The organism is Peptoniphilus vaginalis (assembly GCF_900176605.1).
Classification (GTDB): Bacteria; Bacillota; Clostridia; order Tissierellales; family Peptoniphilaceae; genus Peptoniphilus_A; species Peptoniphilus_A vaginalis.
In genome coordinates this window covers 40,695-57,135 of sequence record NZ_FXLP01000004.1, presented here as the reverse complement: position 1 = coordinate 57,135, position 16,441 = coordinate 40,695, and the positions used below count along the sequence as shown (strand labels likewise).

General features: G+C 35.1%; 15 protein-coding genes. 11 read left to right on the top strand and 4 right to left on the bottom strand.

The window, feature by feature from the left end:
• The first annotated feature begins 6 nt into the window (after positions 1-6).
• Together CAN42_RS01705 and CAN42_RS01700 are read left to right on the top strand one after the other, a co-directional pair.
• Positions 7-978, top strand: a complete 972-nt coding sequence (locus CAN42_RS01705; protein WP_085875277.1) for an NAD(P)-dependent oxidoreductase — start codon at positions 7-9, stop codon at positions 976-978.
• A gap of 14 nt (positions 979-992) precedes the next feature.
• The gene (locus CAN42_RS01700) at positions 993-1,673 is read left to right on the top strand and encodes a GntR family transcriptional regulator (protein ID WP_085875276.1); all 681 of its coding nucleotides are present in this window, start codon (positions 993-995) and stop codon (positions 1,671-1,673) included.
• Positions 1,674-1,867: 194 nt separating this feature from the next.
• Here CAN42_RS01700 and pnuC read toward each other — a convergent pair whose 3' ends face one another.
• The gene (gene pnuC, locus CAN42_RS01695) at positions 1,868-2,563 is read right to left on the bottom strand and encodes a nicotinamide riboside transporter PnuC (RefSeq protein WP_085875275.1); all 696 of its coding nucleotides are present in this window, start codon (positions 2,561-2,563) and stop codon (positions 1,868-1,870) included.
• A 98-nt stretch (positions 2,564-2,661) separates the two neighbouring features.
• Positions 2,662-3,081, bottom strand: coding sequence for a RidA family protein (locus CAN42_RS01690; protein ID WP_085875274.1), 420 nt, complete (start codon positions 3,079-3,081; stop codon positions 2,662-2,664).
• 96 nt (positions 3,082-3,177) lie between these two features.
• On the opposite strand from CAN42_RS01690, the gene CAN42_RS01685 reads away from it, so the two are divergent.
• The 6 genes from CAN42_RS01685 to CAN42_RS01660 all read left to right on the top strand — a co-directional run bounded on the left by CAN42_RS01685 (position 3,178) and on the right by CAN42_RS01660 (position 10,433).
• Positions 3,178-4,887 carry an ABC transporter ATP-binding protein gene (locus CAN42_RS01685; RefSeq protein ID WP_085875273.1) on the top strand — a complete coding sequence of 570 codons (1,710 nt, stop codon included), beginning with the start codon at positions 3,178-3,180 and terminating at the stop codon, positions 4,885-4,887.
• The gene (locus CAN42_RS01680) at positions 4,877-6,619 is read left to right on the top strand and encodes an ABC transporter ATP-binding protein (RefSeq protein ID WP_085875272.1); all 1,743 of its coding nucleotides are present in this window, start codon (positions 4,877-4,879) and stop codon (positions 6,617-6,619) included. The genes CAN42_RS01685 and CAN42_RS01680 overlap by 11 nt, the downstream gene beginning before the upstream one ends.
• 8 nt (positions 6,620-6,627) lie before the next feature.
• On the top strand, positions 6,628-7,800 hold the full coding sequence (locus tag CAN42_RS01675) for an iron-containing alcohol dehydrogenase (RefSeq protein WP_085875271.1): 1,173 nt from the start codon (positions 6,628-6,630) through the stop codon (positions 7,798-7,800).
• 237 nt (positions 7,801-8,037) lie between these two features.
• Positions 8,038-8,802: an ABC transporter permease gene (locus CAN42_RS01670; RefSeq protein WP_062571742.1), complete on the top strand. Its 765-nt coding sequence runs from the start codon at positions 8,038-8,040 to the stop codon at positions 8,800-8,802.
• Positions 8,783-9,487 (top strand): ABC transporter ATP-binding protein, encoded by a 705-nt coding sequence (locus CAN42_RS01665; protein WP_085875270.1) that lies wholly within the window; start codon positions 8,783-8,785, stop codon positions 9,485-9,487. The genes CAN42_RS01670 and CAN42_RS01665 overlap by 20 nt, the downstream gene beginning before the upstream one ends.
• On the top strand, positions 9,471-10,433 hold the full coding sequence (locus CAN42_RS01660) for an ABC transporter substrate-binding protein (protein WP_085875269.1): 963 nt from the start codon (positions 9,471-9,473) through the stop codon (positions 10,431-10,433). The genes CAN42_RS01665 and CAN42_RS01660 overlap by 17 nt, the downstream gene beginning before the upstream one ends.
• Before the next feature lie 144 nt (positions 10,434-10,577).
• Here CAN42_RS01660 and CAN42_RS01655 read toward each other — a convergent pair whose 3' ends face one another.
• Together CAN42_RS01655 and CAN42_RS01650 are read right to left on the bottom strand one after the other, a co-directional pair.
• Entirely contained in the window at positions 10,578-10,967 is a 390-nt protein-coding gene (locus CAN42_RS01655; protein ID WP_085875268.1) for a pyridoxamine 5'-phosphate oxidase family protein, read from the bottom strand.
• Between the two features lie 356 nt (positions 10,968-11,323).
• Complete coding sequence (locus tag CAN42_RS01650; RefSeq protein ID WP_085875267.1) at positions 11,324-11,677, bottom strand: class II SORL domain-containing protein; 354 nt, start codon at positions 11,675-11,677, stop codon at positions 11,324-11,326.
• 119 nt (positions 11,678-11,796) lie between these two features.
• Here CAN42_RS01650 and CAN42_RS01645 point away from each other — a divergent pair, with 119 nt between their 5' ends.
• The 3 genes from CAN42_RS01645 to CAN42_RS01635 all read left to right on the top strand — a co-directional run bounded on the left by CAN42_RS01645 (position 11,797) and on the right by CAN42_RS01635 (position 16,425).
• On the top strand, positions 11,797-12,927 hold the full coding sequence (locus CAN42_RS01645) for a THUMP domain-containing class I SAM-dependent RNA methyltransferase (RefSeq protein WP_085875266.1): 1,131 nt from the start codon (positions 11,797-11,799) through the stop codon (positions 12,925-12,927).
• Between the two features lie 69 nt (positions 12,928-12,996).
• Complete coding sequence (locus CAN42_RS01640; RefSeq protein ID WP_085875744.1) at positions 12,997-14,082, top strand: SpoIIE family protein phosphatase; 1,086 nt, start codon at positions 12,997-12,999, stop codon at positions 14,080-14,082.
• A gap of 345 nt (positions 14,083-14,427) precedes the next feature.
• A complete protein-coding gene (locus CAN42_RS01635; protein WP_085875265.1) occupies positions 14,428-16,425 on the top strand; it encodes an S-layer homology domain-containing protein in 1,998 nt (665 codons plus the stop codon).
• Positions 16,426-16,441: the final 16 nt, after the last annotated feature.

Sequence of the window (16,441 nt, the reverse complement as noted above, 5' to 3'; positions counted from 1 at the left end):
TAAATAATGTTAATTTGGATTATTGATGAAGAATGGACAGATTATGATTTAGAGAAAGAATATTTACCAAAAGTATTTGATAATGTTGATATCAGAGTTTCAAATTATAATTACGAAAATGATCTTGAAGAGTTTGGGCATAAAGCGGACGCTATTTTAGCACAAGTATATGCTGAATTACCAAGAAGCACAATAGAAAGACTTGAAAATTGTAAAGTAATCTCAACTTATGGTGGTGGATATGATAGAATAGACTTAGATGCGTGTAAAGAAAAAGGTATTAGAGTAACTAATATACAAGGTTATTGCGCAGAAGATTTAGCTGATTATACGTTAGCTGCTATATATCATTTTAATAAAAAAATTCAATATTATGCAGACATATGCTTAGATAATGTAAGATCGGGGAAGTGGGGATCTCTAGTTATAGAGAAACCATCACATAGGTTATCTGAAGAAAATTTAGTTATTGTAGGCTTTGGCACAATAGGAAAGGCTATAGCTGATAAAGTTAAAGGTACTGGAATAAATGTCTATGCAGTTGATGAATTTTTAAGTGAAGCCGAAATAGAAAAACACGGAGTAAAAAAAGTTGGATGGGATGAAGGTTTTAAAATGGCCGACTATCTTAGTGTAAACCTTAAGGGAATTGATGCAAATAAAAATAAAATATCAATGAATGAGTTCAAATTAATGAAGAACACAGCCAACATAATTAATACTTCTAGGGGAAAGGTTATAAACGAATCAGATCTTATAAAGGCAGTTAGAAATAAAGAAATAGCTGGGGCAATTGTAGATGTTATTACTAATGAACCACCAAAAGGAGATGAAGAAATACTATTTGAAAAAAATATTTTAGTAACTCCTCATATTTCTTATATTTCTATAGAGTCTAAGAAAGCTTTGAAGGAATTTGCTTTGGGAAATCTAGAAGCTGTATTAAAAGGTGAAAATCCTAGAGACCCCGTAATATAAATGAGTGATTGTAGATGACATCAATTGTAAAAGGAAAGTATAATAAAAAACAAACTTTATCTGACAAAGCTTATTTTTATTTAAGAGATTTAATTGTATCAGGTGAAGTAAAGGGCGGAGAGCTTCTAACTGAAAAAAAAATAGGAGAAAAACTTAATATGAGTAGAACCCCAGTTAAGAGAGCTCTAACAAGACTAGAACAAGAGGGGTATGTAAAAAGTGTTGATGGAGTTGGAAATATAGTTAGAGAATTATCGGTTAAAGATTTAGCTGATATCTATGAACTTAGAATTGCTTTGGAAAAAATAGCAATAAAATCGTCTATAAACAATATTTCAGATTTAGAAATATGCAGTCTTGAAAAAGATTTGAAAGACATTTTAGAAAAAAAGCAAAATCTTGAGAGTATTTCTAGTGAGTATTTGACAAGAAAAGATGAAGAAATCCATATGTTAATTTTAGCAAATTCCACGAATGATTATATAAAAGGAATTTATTCTAACATAAAAAGTCAAATCGATAGATACCAAAAAGAAGCTTACACATTAACTGACACAACGGTTGAGAGTACGGAGTACCATTTAGAGATATTAGATGCAATAAAAAGAAAAAATTTAGAAGAAACAATTAAAATCTTAGAAGATCATTTGAAATGGTCATACGATGTTCTAGTTAAAGAGTTTATAAAATTATAAAATTAAAAAAAGTGTATAATAAAAAACCAATGGAGTTGAATTCCTTGTCTCAATTCTATTGGTTTTTTGTTATTTTCAAGATACAGTCTTTTAAGGTAGTTATTGAAAAAATGAAGTTTTCTAAATAAATTAATTTAATAAGCTTTAGTTGAAAAAATAAAAAAAGTATATTGAATAATTTTTTGATTATAAATTCATACAGCCATCTGTCTTTTCATAATTTTTTTCCAATTTATAAATCCATATAAATCATTAATTAAGAAAATAGTAAAGCAAATTATTACGGGAATATAACTTGAATTTTCTACAGAAGCAAGAGTCCAAAGAAATATTAAGATTATATCATTACAAGCATATGCCATTGCATAAAAATGGCTTCTTTTTAAAGTTAAATAAACAGCAAAAAAACTAGTTGCTATGGATACTGTGCTTAGAGCTAAATAAGATGTATTAAAGTAACTTAAAATGTAATAGAAAACAAATGTAACAAACACTGTCAAAAAAATTAAAATAATATAATCTTTTGCATTTAACAAAGATATGGTTACTTCATTTTTATTACCTTTATATGGATTTTTAAGCCAAGAAATTAAGGAAAAAGTAGCCATTGGCATTGTCATGCCCAAGTACGTAAACATTTCACCATAATAAGAAAAAGTATATGATATATATCCATACAATAGACTGAATAAAATCATCAAAAGTTGTCCTATAGGATTACCTTTGGCACAAAAAATAAGCGATGTAACACCTATTAAAGATGCTATCAGTGATATAACATCATCTCCGAAAAACAAAGATGTGATAAAAATTACGGAGCATGAAAAAAACCATAATATTTTTTCAAATCGAGTAAAATAATTATTTAAATGTCTAATAAATTTTTTCAAAAATATACTGAATACCTCCCTTATAAGATGTATACATGTAGTATAGCATTGAAATTAAACTTATTCAAATAAGTGAAGTTAGAGAATTTAAGTAATACCTACTTATAACTTGCGACGAGTTGGATTTCTACTGGGGTCTTACCTGGCAGGGTCTTTACGCCTAGGGCTGTTCTTGGTGAGATGCCTTTTTCTCCTAGAACTTCAAAGAGATAGTTTGATCCTAGGTCTGCTATCTTTGAGTGGTCAGTGAATCCTTCTTCGGCATTTACATAGACTGTCATATTTATTATTTCTTCTAAGATTTCTCCATCTTCTAAAGTATTTTTTATTGCTGTTAGGGCATTTTTTGTTGCTTGGACTACAGCTTCTTGATAAAAAGAAATTTCTTTGTCGCTTGTGACTTTTTCTTCTAAGATTAATTTGCCATCGAGTCTTGGCGTCATACCTGCTGAGTAGATGAAACCCTTTGACTTTTTTGCTGGCAAGTATCTTCCTTGTGGTATTGGATTTTTTTCCATTTATATCACCTCTCCTTCATTATAGCAAGTAATTGACTTAGTCACTGAATTTTATTTTAAATTTTCTATATGTTAGAATGAAATGACGGAGGAGTTATGAATTTATACAAGGGGTTAAATAAATACAAGTTAAGAATTATTGTTGTTGTCCTTCTCACCTTTGGCAATGCACTTGGTGAACTTTTTCTTCCTAAGCTAATGAGTCTTGTCATTGATAAGGGGGTTGCTTATGGAGACACTAATTATGTTTTAAAGATTGGTGGCGTCATGATCATCGTCGTTATCTTTACTGTCATGTGCAGGGCTTCTGCTGCCTATCATTCTTCTAAGACTACTATGGCCTTCTCGAGAGACCTTAGGTACAAGCTTTTTAAAAAAATTAATTATCTGAGTTTTGATGATGTGGAACATTTTTCTATTTCCTCACTTATCACAAGGACAACTGATGACGTCAATCAAGTTGAGCAAATGGTCTTAATGGGACTTAGACCTCTTGTTAGGGGTCACCTTATGTTCATTGGTGGTCTCATTATGGCACTCTCAACTAACGTCAAGTTGTCGGCAGTCTTTCCCATCACAATTCCCTTCATTGGTATGGGAATTTATTTTGTCTTTAAGAAGGGTCTTCCTTACTTTCCAATTTTACAAAGTAGACTCGATAAGTTAAACGAACTCTTTAGGAGAAGGTTAACTGGTCTCAGGGTTATAAGAGCCTTCTCAAAGGATGCTTACGAAGAAGAAATTTTTGATGGAGCTAACCTTTCTTATCAAGAAATGGCAGCTAAGGTCAATAAACTCCTCATCAACGTAAGACCAATGCTGGGGATAATTTTAAATTTTGGAATTATTTTTGTTCTCTACTTTGGTGCAAGGCTCATCGACATAAGGGAGATGGGGATTGGGGACCTAATGGCCTTCATCCAATACATCACCCAAGTCCTATCTGCCATGATAATGATGAGTTTTCTCTTGTCACTTCTTCCAAGGACCTTTGCTTCCATGGATAGGATTAAGGAAGTTTTGGAATATGAATCAACAAAAACTGGTGGAGATAAAAAACTATCTGGCGATATTTATGAAATCGAAGCGAAAAATCTTTCCTTTGCCTATCCCGATGCATCTCAAAAAGTTTTAAATGACATAAGTTTTGATGTGAAGAGGGGAGAAAGTCTAGGCATCATTGGTGGAACTGGGTCAGGCAAGTCAAGTCTCATAAGACTTTTACTTCAATTTTACGAACCAGGTGATGGAGAACTTTTCTTAAATGGAATTGATATAAAGACTTTGAACAATTATGAAGTTAGGGAGGAGATTTCCTATGTGCCACAAGAAAATTTCTTTTTCTCAAAGACTGTTGCTGAAAACTTATCCTATGCCAAGGAAGATGCTGAAGATGAAAAGATGCTAGAGTCCTTAAAAAATGCCAGGGCATATGAATTTTTAGGTGACAAGTCCTTGGGAAAGAAAATTTCTAGGGCTGGAAGGAACCTTTCAGGTGGTCAAAGGCAGAGACTTGCCGTGGCAAGGGCACTTACTCGTGACGCATCAGTCTACATCTTTGATGACTCCTTCTCGGCACTTGATTACAAGACGGACTATGAGCTTAGGCAAATTTTAAAGAAGAAGCTTGAAGATAAAATTGTTCTTGTTGTTGCTCAAAGGCTTGCCACAATTTTAAATGCAGATAAGATTTTGGTCCTAGAAGATGGCAGGGTGGCAGGCTATGGCAACCACCAAGACCTAATGAAGACCAATGAAGTTTACAGGGAAATCGCAATTAGTCAGGGGCAAGCTTATGAAGACTAACAACACACTTTTGAGGATAATTTTATATTTAAAAGCCTATAAGCTCTTTCTCTTCCTTGCAATTTTTCTCACAATTGGCTCATCAATTTTTGAAATTTTTTCTCCAAAGCTCATGGGGAATATCACTACAAGAATTTTTGAAAACTTGAAGATGAATACGAGGATTGACTTTGATTATGTTACAAAAATTTGCATCACCCTTGCAGTGGTCTATCTCTTACAAGGAGTTTTTGAATTCTTCAGGGGAAGGCTCCTAGTTGATGTGACCCAAGACTTAATTGCAAAATTCAGGAGAGAAATTTCTGAAAAGGTAAAGTACATCCCAACTTCCTATTACGACAAAAATAAGACTGGAGACCTCTTGTCAAGGATGACCAACGATGTTGAGACCCTTGGCAAGAACTTGCAACAGACAATTTCATCAATCCTTTCTTCAATTGTATTAATTGTAGGAATTTTGACGGTTATGATAAAAATTTCGCCAATTTTGACCTTGGTCTTTTTATTTACCCTCCCAATGACTTACTTTTCTACTAAATTCATTTCAAAGAAGTCTCAGGGATACTTTAGGAGAAAGTCCCAAGGCCTTGGGTCCATGGTTGGCTTCGTTGAAGAAAACTTCTCTGGCTCAGAACTCATCAAGGCCTTTAACTATGAAGGAAGGGCTGAGAGGGAATTCTTGGACATCAATGAAAATCTCTATGAGGTTAGCTACCGTGCATCCTTTATGACGGGAATCATGCTACCAATTATGACCTTTATTTCCAACCTTGGCTATGTAATGCTTTCTATTGTTGGTGGCCTTTTAGTCCTATCTGGTAAGTTATTTGTTGGGGACATCCAAGCAGTTATCCAATACGTTAGAAGACTTGCAAACCCAATAGAGCAGTTGGCAGAGATGGCTTCAATTTTTCAGGCTTCTATTGCCGCTGCTGAAAGAATTTTTGAATTCTTAGACCAAGAGCCAGAAGAAGAAGTTGTTACAGATGAAATAAAAAGACCAGTGGAAAACATTGAGTTTGATGAAGTTTATTTTTCTTATGACAAAAAGACTCCGGTCATCAATAACTTAAACCTTAGAGTTGAGAAAAACAAAACTGTTGCCATTGTTGGGTCAACGGGAGCTGGCAAGACAACTATTGTAAATCTATTAATGAGGTTTTATGATATTGATAGGGGAAGCATCAAGATAAATGGAGTAGACATAAGTGATGTTTCAAGAAAAAATTTGAGGTCTCTCTTTGGTATGGTCCTTCAAGATTCTTGGCTCTTTAGGGGGACGATTTACGACAACATTCTCTATGGCAGGCAAGATGCCACAAGAGAAGAAGTTATTGAAGCAGCTAAGAAGGCCTACTGTCACTCCTTTATTGAGAAGCTTCCTGATGGCTACGATACAGTCTTAAATGAAGAGGCATCAAATATTTCTCAGGGACAGAGACAACTTTTGACAATTGCAAGGGCCCTCTTGTCAGATCCAGAAATTTTAATCTTAGACGAAGCTACTTCATCAGTAGATACGAGGACAGAGGCACTTATTCAAAAGGCAATGAAGAACCTCTTGAAAGAAAGGACCAATTTTGTAATCGCCCACAGGCTTTCTACTATTGTGAACTCCGATATGATTTTGGTTCTAGACAAGGGTGATATTGTGGAAAAGGGAAATCACAAGGAACTTCTTGCACGAGATGGAATTTATGCAGAACTTTACAATTCACAGTTTAAAAACTAGGAGGAATTATGAAAGATTTTATATTTAACGTAAACACGAAAATTCTTTTTGGAAGGGATCAAATGAAAAACTTGGCTCCTGAAATAAAAAAATATGGGTCAAGAGTTTTGCTTGCCTATGGTGGTGGCTCAATTAAGAAAAGTGGCCTTTACGATGAAGTTGTAAAGATTTTTGAAGACAATGACATCTTTTATAAGGAACTTTCTGGTATAGAACCAAATCCAAGAGTTGACTCAGCAAGAGAAGGAGTTAAGATTGTAAGAGAAAATGATCTTGACTTCATCTTGGCAGTTGGTGGTGGATCTGTAATCGACCTTTCAAAATTAGTTGCAGGAGCAGTCTACCTTGACTGTGATCCTTGGGACATTGTAATTAAAAAGGCAAAAATTGAGAAGGCACTTCCAATTGGAACTATCTTGACACTTGCAGCAACAGGTTCAGAGATGGATGCTGGTGGAGTTATAACAAACTTAGAGACAAATCAAAAGCTAGGCTTTGGATCAGCCTACACCCTTCCAAAGTTTTCAATTATGAATCCAGAAACAACTTATTCTGTAAATGTTAAGCACACAGCAGCAGGAATAGCTGATATTATGAGCCACACTATGGAAAATTATTTCACACTTGGCGACGGAGCTTACATGCAAAATAGACTTGCCGAAGGAATTTTAAAAACTTGCATCCACTACGGACCAATAGCTATGGAAGAAGCTGAAAATTATGAAGCAAGAGCTAACATTATGTGGGCTTCATCTTGGGCAATCAATGGACTTTTATCAACTGGCAAGTCAACAGGCTGGTCAGTTCACGCAATGGAACACGAACTTTCTGCTTACTATGACATAACTCATGGGATTGGACTTGCAATTTTGACGCCAAGATTTTTGAAGCACATCTTAAATGAAAAAACTGTAGATATGATTAGGGACTTTGGTATAAATGTTTTTAATATGACAGCATCTGATGACAAGATGAAGGACGCTAAGAAGGCAATAGGATACCTTCATGCCTTCTTTGAACAAGATATGTGTATCCCAATGACACTTGGCGAAGTTGGAATTGATGATGAAAAATTAGAAGTGATGGCTGAAGCAGCAGCAAGACATGCTGGTGGAACAATAAAAGGTGTAGTAGAACTTACAAAGGAGGACGTCTTAGAAATTTATAAGGCATCACTATAGGAATTAAATAAAAGAGAAAAACTATTTAGGAGTAGGATCTTAAATAGTTTTTTTTATAAAATTTATACATTTAAGATAGAAAATATATTATAATTTTTTTGATACTAATTATCAAAACAAAATTAATTAAGAAGTAGTATTCAATGAGTTAAGTAGTAAAAACTTTTGGGAAACTTAAAGTAAACTGACTCAAGTTTATTTATTATGTAAGAGAAGGTCATAAGGAGATAATAATAAATGACTAGGAGAATGAAAAAATCTTTAATATTTCTTATAATTATTATTTTGTGGCAGGCTCTTTCCATGATGAATATTTGGAGTGAATACATACTTCCATCACCAGGAAGAGTATTGGTTACAGGTCGAGAAATGTTTTTAGACGGATCAATATTTAGGGATATCTTAATTAGTCTCAAGAGAGTCTTCATAGGATTTACAATAGCCTTTATCCTTGCAAGTTTTTTTGCCAGCTTATTTATTATTTATCCCAAGACTAGCATATACTTTGAGGGGATTTTTGAGTTTTTAAAAAATGTTCCGCCCCTCAGTCTTGTCCCCATACTTATATTGTGGGTTGGGATAGGAGAAGGAACCAAAACTGTCATCATTGTTCTCGCATCCTTCTTCCCCCTATTCTTAAATATACAAAAGGGATTTATGGTAGTTGACCCCGACCTCTTAGAAGTGGGTGATGTATTTTCCTACAACAAATTTGAGAAATTTATAAAAATTTCTATCCCTTGTGCCCTAAAGGATATTTTTGTAGGAATGAGAATTGCCCTGGGATACAGTTGGAGGTCCATCATAGCTGCTGAGATGATTGCAGCATCAAGTGGTCTTGGTTATATGATAAATTTTGCTAGGCAGATGTCTCGCATAGACAGGGTAATAGTTGGAATAATTATGATAGGTTGCATTGGTTACTTGACTGACTTTATTTTTGTTAAGATAGCAACAAGGTGCTTAAAGGGAGATCTTCGCAATGAGTGGTATAATTCTTAAGGATGTTTGCAAAAATTATATGCTGGGCAACGAAGAAATCCAAGTCATAAAAAACCTAAATTTAGAAGTCAAGACTAATGAGAGGACAGTTTTAATTGGAGAGTCAGGTTGTGGCAAGTCAACCCTCTTGAAATTAATTTCTGGACTTGAAGAAGTTTCATCAGGCGAGATTTTAACCAACAAGCTTTCCACCTCTATGGTCTTCCAAAATCCAAGACTATTCCCTTGGAAGAATGTAAGAGAAAACATAGAGTTCTCTCTCAAGAACAAAAGGGATGACAAGCTTGTTGATGAGTGGATAAAAAAAATAAAACTTGTAGGCTTTGAAGGAGCCTATCCTTCTCAGCTTTCAGGAGGAATGCAAAGTAGGGTCAGCATAGGCAGGGCTCTAGTTGCAAAAAAAGACTATTTATTAATGGACGAACCCTTTGCAGCTATAGATGGGTTTACAAGAAGAGAAATGCAAAAGGAACTTTTAAATCTCTTTGAAGAAGAAAAAGTTGGATTCTTATTTGTAACTCACTCCATAGAAGAGGCACTTGTAATGGGGACTAGGATATTAATAATGAAGCAGGGCAAAATCATTGACGACTTTTATCTTAAAGATAGAAAAATGGAAAGCGATGAATTAAAGGAACATTTTAACGATTTAATTAAAGGAGGAAGAAATGAAAAAATTAGCTAAGATAGGATTAATTTTAATGTCACTACTTTTACTTGCAGGATGTGCCAAGAGTGACAACAAGAAGGAAGATGACAAGGGAGATAAATTATCCCTTAATGAATTAAATATCACTTATGTAACATCACCACTTAATGTACCATCAATAGTTGAAAAGGAATTAGGTATCTTTGGAAAGGCTATGCCAGGTGTAAAGGTAAACTACAAGGAGATAACAAGTGGAGCAGACCAAACGCAAGCACTTGCATCAGGGGATGTTGATGTCCTATATGCCCTAGGTGGCTCTTCTGCCATTCTTGCAAAGGCAAATGGAGTTGACTTAAAAGTGTTAAATATGTATTCAAGAGCACCCGAAGCCTTTGGACTTTATTCAAAGGATCCATCACTAACAAGTCCTGAGTCTTTAAAGGGCAAAAAAATTGCAGGTCCTACTGGCACAAACCTTCACGAACTTTTAATCGCCTACTTAAAAAAGGCTGGTATGTCAATTGATGATGTAGAGTACATGAATATGTCCATTCCAGATGCAGCAGCTGCTCTTGAATCAGGTGCAATTGATGTGGCAATGCTAGGCGGACCAGCAGGCTACAATGCAGTTAAGTCTGGTAAGCACGAAATAACAAATGGTAAGGGTCTAATAGATGCAATAATTTGTGTAGCAACATCTGAAAAATTCTACAATGAACACAAGGATGTAATAGACAAGTTAATGGAAGGACAAAAAGAAATTGCCGACTACATGGCAAACAATGAAAAGGAAACTAAGGATATTGTTATGAAGGCCCTATCCCTAGACGAAGAAGCTTACGATACAATGTATAAGATGTACGACTTCTCAACAGAAATTACCGACAAGGACAAGGAAGGCTTTGAAAGAACAAAGAACTTTATGCTTGATACAAAGATGATTGATAAGGACATAGATATCAATTCACTATTTATAAAATAAAATTTAAAATGAAGTTGAGCTTTTGCTTCATTTTAAATAATGCATTATATAAAAAAAGACGAGGATTTTTAGTTTCCTCGTCTTTTTCTATGTTAGGACTTTTGCAAAAGTCCCTTTTTGTTGAACTATTATTAACTATAAAACTTAAGCTTCTAATAATTTTCCAGCTATTGGACCTGAATCAAGGGTATAGATTTTTTCTACATCTATGATTACAGCAGCAGCCTTTGGCATTACTCCAGCCTTTTCCTTAGCTAGGTTCATATGCTCTTCGTCTGTATAAGATTTGGCTGTACCTACGATCCTAAAGCCCTTGTTGTCTTCTCTTTTAACAAAGGCAACAGCTACCTTGCCGTTATCTTTAATATTGGCATGGTGCTTGCCATTTGTATTTTCGCAAAAGATAAGATGTTCATCATCAAGAACTCTCATAGTTCTTTTTGGACCTATATTAGGGTTGCCATTCTCATCTACAGTTGCAATATAAGCAAGCTCTTCAGCAATAAAGTCTTTTATTTCTTGTGTTAATTTCATACATACACCTCATAATATATCATTTTCCTCTATTATGATAACACATATGATAAAGATGGTCAATAATGATTAGCGTTATTAAGTTTAGATAATAAAGAGTCTTGTAGCATAAAAATTTCAAGCATGCCGTAAGAAGAAAAAGTTTTACCCATTACAAGATATTTGATAGAAAAAAAGACTGTTGCAGAATTAATAAATCGTCCCAATATCATACTAGGGTCTCAATGAGCCTAGTGGCTTTTCTTCTGAAGTTTCGCCTCCATGAGCCGGAGGGCTAAACATGAAGCATCGAGAGAGAGCCCTATTATGATGGGATGATAATTATTAACAACTTGCAAAGTCCTTTAATATTATACTTAAGCTTCTACTGTGTTTTCCCAAAGTCCGTGGATGTTGCAGTAGCTTAGAGCGTAAACTTCTCCGCCCTTGTCAGTCTTAACTGCTGTTTCTACACATGGAATAGTGAATAGGTCTGCTTCGCCGTGTGCAGCAAATTCATAAGAACCAACTTCAACTGGGAATTTTTCTCCTTCAGGTTTGAAGAATACTTTGATCCAAGCGATGTGGTGTTCAAGTGTGTTAGGATGTTCGATTTCTTCTCCAACTAAAGCCTTAATCTTTAGAAGACCATCAGCTCTTTCAACGTGGATTACAGGAACGTGCTTTTCAGCTTTCCAATCAGCAGTTTGTACTGTTTCAGTTAATTTCATTTTATTACCCCCAATAAATATTTTACAATTACATCTTACCCATTTTAAAAAAATTATCACATTAAATTTAATTCGAGGAAAAAATTTTAAAATTTAGTATAATGGAAGCGAGGTGTAAAATGAAAAACATAAAATTAATCGCAACTACTAACATAGGACTTGAGGCAGTTACAAAAAGAGAACTCCTTGACCTTGGCTACGAAGACTTAGAAGTTAGCGATGGAAAAATAAAAATATCTTGCCAACTAAAGGATATTGCCATTTTAAATTTAAGACTGAGGACGGCAGAGAGAGTCTTACTATTGATCGACTCCTTTAGGGCAGAGACCTTTGAAGAATTATTCGACAAGGTCTTCGAGATAAGCTGGTGGGACTACATCGCAGAAGATGATCAGTTCATCATCCAGGGGAGGAGTAGGAAGTCAAAACTATTTTCTATATCCGACTGCCAAAGAATTACAGAAAAGGCAATAATCGAAAAATTAAAAATGAAATACAAGGTCTCTTGGTTCGAAAAGTCTGGTTCAAGAGTAAAAATCGAAGTGTCACTTTTAAATGACATAGCAGAAATTACCATAGACACATCAGGCGATGGCCTTCACAAGAGAGGCTACAGAGAAGTAAACTACAAGGCACCCCTATCAGAAACTATTGCGGCATCTCTTGTTAAATTAAGTTTTTGGAATAAGGACAGGATTTTGGCAGACCCCTTCTGTGGTTCAGGCACAATCCCTATAGAAGCAGCCATGATAGAAAAAAATATTGCACCAGGACTTATGAGGGACTTTGACTTTGTAAAATTTAAATTCTTTGACGAAGAACTTTTTAAAGAAGAAAAGAAGAAGTGCTACTCAGAAATAAAGTACGATGAAAAATTAGAAATTCTCGCATCAGATGTATCCCACAAGGCCATCCAAATTGCGAGAGCCAATGCAGAAATCTTGGGACTAGAGGAGGACATTTCCTTCTTCCAAAAAGACATAAGGGACTTGGACCTACCAGATGACTACGGAGTTATAATAACTAACCCACCTTATGGAGAGAGAATTGGAAAAGAAGATGTAGACGAACTTAACAAGGAACTTGGAGAACTCGCAAGGGCACTAAAGACTTGGTCCTATTATATAATCACAGCCAATGAAAACTTTGAAAAAAACTTTGGCAAAAAAGCAGACAGAAATAGAAAATTATATAACGGAAGACTAAAGACCTACTACTACCAATACTATGGTCCAAAGCCAAGAAGATAATTGTTTAGTAGGACTTCATTTGTTATACTGAAATCATTGATGAAAGGATGGTGACTCATGGGAGACAAAATGGAAAGAGAAAAAATTGACGAAAATGTAGACTTTCAAGTTCTAAATGCAATTGCAGACCTTGTTAGGGTCTTAGACTATAAAGAAAAAGTTGTCTTTGTTAACAAGGCCATGGAAGACCTCTTGGGTTACGATCCAGACAAGAAAGTCTGCATACTTGGAGAAGACCTCTTTGACCCAGAGATAACCAAGAGAGCCCTAATGAGTGGCGAAGTCATTCAAAGGGAAGAGAATATTGGGAGCATGGTCTTTTCTGTTAAGTGCTCGCCAATAATTAACAAGAGTGGAGAGATTCTTGGTGTTGTAGAAGTTTTTAGAAACGTAACAATGGCGAGGAAGCTTCAAAAGGAACTCATAGACAAGAATAGGTTTATGACCAACGAAACAAATGCAGCCTCCCTAATACAAAAGAAGGTCCTTCCCGACAAGGGCTTTATAAAAAATTTAAAGGTCAACTACCTCTACAAGCCTTCAACAATTTTAAGTGGAGATATGTTTGACGTCTTTCAAATTGATGATGAGAACATAGGAATGTACATCGCAGACTCAGTAGGCCACGGCTTTGCAGCTTCTATGGTAACAATGTTTATCAAGTCCATGGTTAGGACCCTTGACAAGTCGGTCCAAGCTTCGCCAAAGAAAACTTTGCTGGAACTTTGCAAGAGGTTCACAGGTCTAAAGCTAGAGATAGAAAATTACTTCACATGCTTTTATGGAGTTTATAACTTAAAGAAGAAGACCTTTACTTTTTCCAACGCAGGTCACTTGCCCTTGCCACTTAGAGTTAGAGATAGGGAGGCTATGAAGCTTGAGTCAAGAGGTTATCCAATCTCGAGATTTTTTGCCAAGCCTGACTACGAAGAAAAAGAAATAAAACTTCACGCTGGCGACTACCTCCTCTTTATGACTGACGGAGTTGAAGAGGCAAGGAACTCAGACAAGGAAGCCTTTGGTCACGAGAGAGTTTTGGGCATAGTTACTAATTACAACAGCGACATACTTGACAACATAAACAATGAATTAGAAGAGTTTACAGATAGCCAACAAGTTGATGACATATCAATGCTCCTTGTCAGTGTTTGGTAAACTATTAAGAAGTAAAATTTTATAAAATATTTTCGGCAATCTAAGGGTTGCCTTTTTTATTTGCGTTTTTTATTGGCTTGTGATTAATAAAATTTTATTTTTTATTAAGTCCTAGCTTATGAAAAATTATTTTTTATTTGTTAGGGAGAAGCTCACGAAAATTTATTTATGACTTAACAAATAGTTTACTCAAAAGATACACTCGCATAGGTTTATCTACTTTATGTTACAAAAGAATTAAATTTATTAAAATTTTGTAAATTGTAATGAAATTTCAATTGTTTTGGGTATAATAGGCTCAAGGAAAATGTTTTAACAGAAAATATTTTAGATAGGAGGAAACTTATGAAAAACAATAAAATATTAGGACTATTGCTTGCAGGAGTAATGGTAACATCAATTCCATTTAACGTATTTGCAGATAATCAATCTGCTGGAGCAACAAGTGACCAAGCTAACCCAACAGTACAAACTGGTGGACAAAGTGGAACACAAGGCGGTGGAGGATCAGGAACTCAATCTCAAACAGATACAAATACTACAAAGTTTACAGTAACATTCAAAAATGGTGAAGAAACTTTAAAGACTATAGAGGTAAATAACAATGAAGTTGTAAAGGAATCAGAAAAACCATCAAAGCCTACTTTGGATGGATATACTATCAGTGGTTGGTATACAGATAAAGAATTAACTACTCCTTTTGATCCTAATAAAAAAATAACTGAAAATACAAAACTTTACGCTAAGTTGGAAGAAACAGAAGAACATAAGGCTGAACAAAGAGAAAGCTATAGAAAATCAACAAACTTTGACATCACTTCCAATGAATATAGCAATGGAAAATTCTCAGGTAAGGTAAGAGACTTAAATGGAAATAGTGTAGGTGATGCCACAGTTGAAATCTATGTTAATGGAAGCTGGTGGGACAGAGTTTATACTAATTCTAATGGTGATTATAGCTTTGATTTAAGAGACTCTAAATATTATGGAAAGAATTACTGGTATGATTGGGAATATTACAAAGAAAACAAAGTTTATACAGACTTCTATGGTCGTCCTTACTACCTAAGAAATGGTTCTAAAGAATACCTAGACAATTATTATGGAAGAGACTTTAAGGTTGAAATTAAGGTTTCAAAGACTGGATTTACTGATTCAACAAAAACTTTAGTTGGCTCTGGTTACTATGGACGTGACTGGTGGTACAACAGATATGATGCTAGAGTTTATCCAACTGACATATCAAGAACTAACTACTCAGTATCTGGCTACCTAAAGGGCTACAAGACAAGAACAGTTTATGTTTATGACGATGGAACTTATCTAGGCTCTAGTAAAGTAGATTCTGATGGCTACTTCAATGTGACTTGGAACTCTCCATACGTTTCAACTTCAAGAAGTCTTGAATACTATGTAAATGGAACTTCTGTAAATAATTCTACTTACTCAATGATTCCAGTTGTAAATGCACTTTCTGCAGGCGCAAGTTTTGTAAGAGGTAACGCAGGTCCTTATGCAGATGTTACTGTTTACGATGCAAATGGTGTAAGACTTGGTGGAACAACTGCAGGCTCAACTGGTATTTACAACATCGGCCTAAACAGGGTCCTAGTAGCTGGCGAAACTATTAAGGTTGAAGCTAAGGAATCTGGAAAAATTTCTAGGTCTACTGAAGTTAAGATTGCAGGTCAAGAAGCAAAGGCTACTGCTGAAGTAAACCAACCTTCTTATATAGCAGGCTATCCTGATGGAACATTTAAACCAGGCAAGGAAGTTACAAGAGCAGAAGCTGTTAGGATGTTTGTAAGACTTGTTAATGAAGGAAAAGAACTTCCTAAGAACCCAACTACTAAGTTTAAGGATGCCAACAATAATTGGTATTCTGATGAAATCAACTTTGCAGTATCTAAGGGCTTCATCAAGGGTTACTCTGATGGAACATTTAAACCTAACAAAGGAATCACCAGGGCAGAATTTGCACAAATGATTGCTGTTTTTGTTAAGGATGGTTATTCAGGATCTTCAAACTTTAAGGATGTAAAAGGTCACTGGGCATCTAATGCTATCGAACAACTTTATGGCAACAAAAAAATCAAGGGCTTCCCTGATGGAACATTTAAACCAGATCAAAAGCTTACAAGAGCAGAAGCTGTTACAATTCTAAACTCTGTATTTGGAAGAAACACTAAGGCAACTTCCTTTGCAAATGTAAATGCAAGCAGCTTGAAGAAATTCTCTGACGTGCCAATGAGCCACTGGGCATACTATGAAATCATAGACGCTTCCAATGGACACAATGCAGTTAAGGGCGACAAGGCTGAAGACGTAAGTGTTTGGCAATAAATTAAAGATATAGGAC

Bases quoted from the DNA above. Each gene is read 5' to 3' on its own strand.
- CAN42_RS01705 (WP_085875277.1), top strand. From the start codon at position 7: ATGTTAATTTGGATTATTGATGAAGAATGGACAGATTATGATTTAGAG.
- CAN42_RS01700 (WP_085875276.1), top strand. From the start codon at position 993: ATGACATCAATTGTAAAAGGAAAGTATAATAAAAAACAAACTTTATCT.
- CAN42_RS01690 (WP_085875274.1), bottom strand. From the start codon at position 3,081: ATGGAAAAAAATCCAATACCACAAGGAAGATACTTGCCAGCAAAAAAG.
- CAN42_RS01685 (WP_085875273.1), top strand. From the start codon at position 3,178: ATGAATTTATACAAGGGGTTAAATAAATACAAGTTAAGAATTATTGTT.
- CAN42_RS01680 (WP_085875272.1), top strand. From the start codon at position 4,877: ATGAAGACTAACAACACACTTTTGAGGATAATTTTATATTTAAAAGCC.
- CAN42_RS01675 (WP_085875271.1), top strand. From the start codon at position 6,628: ATGAAAGATTTTATATTTAACGTAAACACGAAAATTCTTTTTGGAAGG.
- CAN42_RS01670 (WP_062571742.1), top strand. From the start codon at position 8,038: ATGACTAGGAGAATGAAAAAATCTTTAATATTTCTTATAATTATTATT.
- CAN42_RS01665 (WP_085875270.1), top strand. From the start codon at position 8,783: ATGAGTGGTATAATTCTTAAGGATGTTTGCAAAAATTATATGCTGGGC.
- CAN42_RS01660 (WP_085875269.1), top strand. From the start codon at position 9,471: ATGAAAAAATTAGCTAAGATAGGATTAATTTTAATGTCACTACTTTTA.
- CAN42_RS01655 (WP_085875268.1), bottom strand. From the start codon at position 10,967: ATGAAATTAACACAAGAAATAAAAGACTTTATTGCTGAAGAGCTTGCT.
- CAN42_RS01650 (WP_085875267.1), bottom strand. From the start codon at position 11,677: ATGAAATTAACTGAAACAGTACAAACTGCTGATTGGAAAGCTGAAAAG.
- CAN42_RS01645 (WP_085875266.1), top strand. From the start codon at position 11,797: ATGAAAAACATAAAATTAATCGCAACTACTAACATAGGACTTGAGGCA.
- CAN42_RS01640 (WP_085875744.1), top strand. From the start codon at position 12,997: ATGGAAAGAGAAAAAATTGACGAAAATGTAGACTTTCAAGTTCTAAAT.
- CAN42_RS01635 (WP_085875265.1), top strand. From the start codon at position 14,428: ATGAAAAACAATAAAATATTAGGACTATTGCTTGCAGGAGTAATGGTA.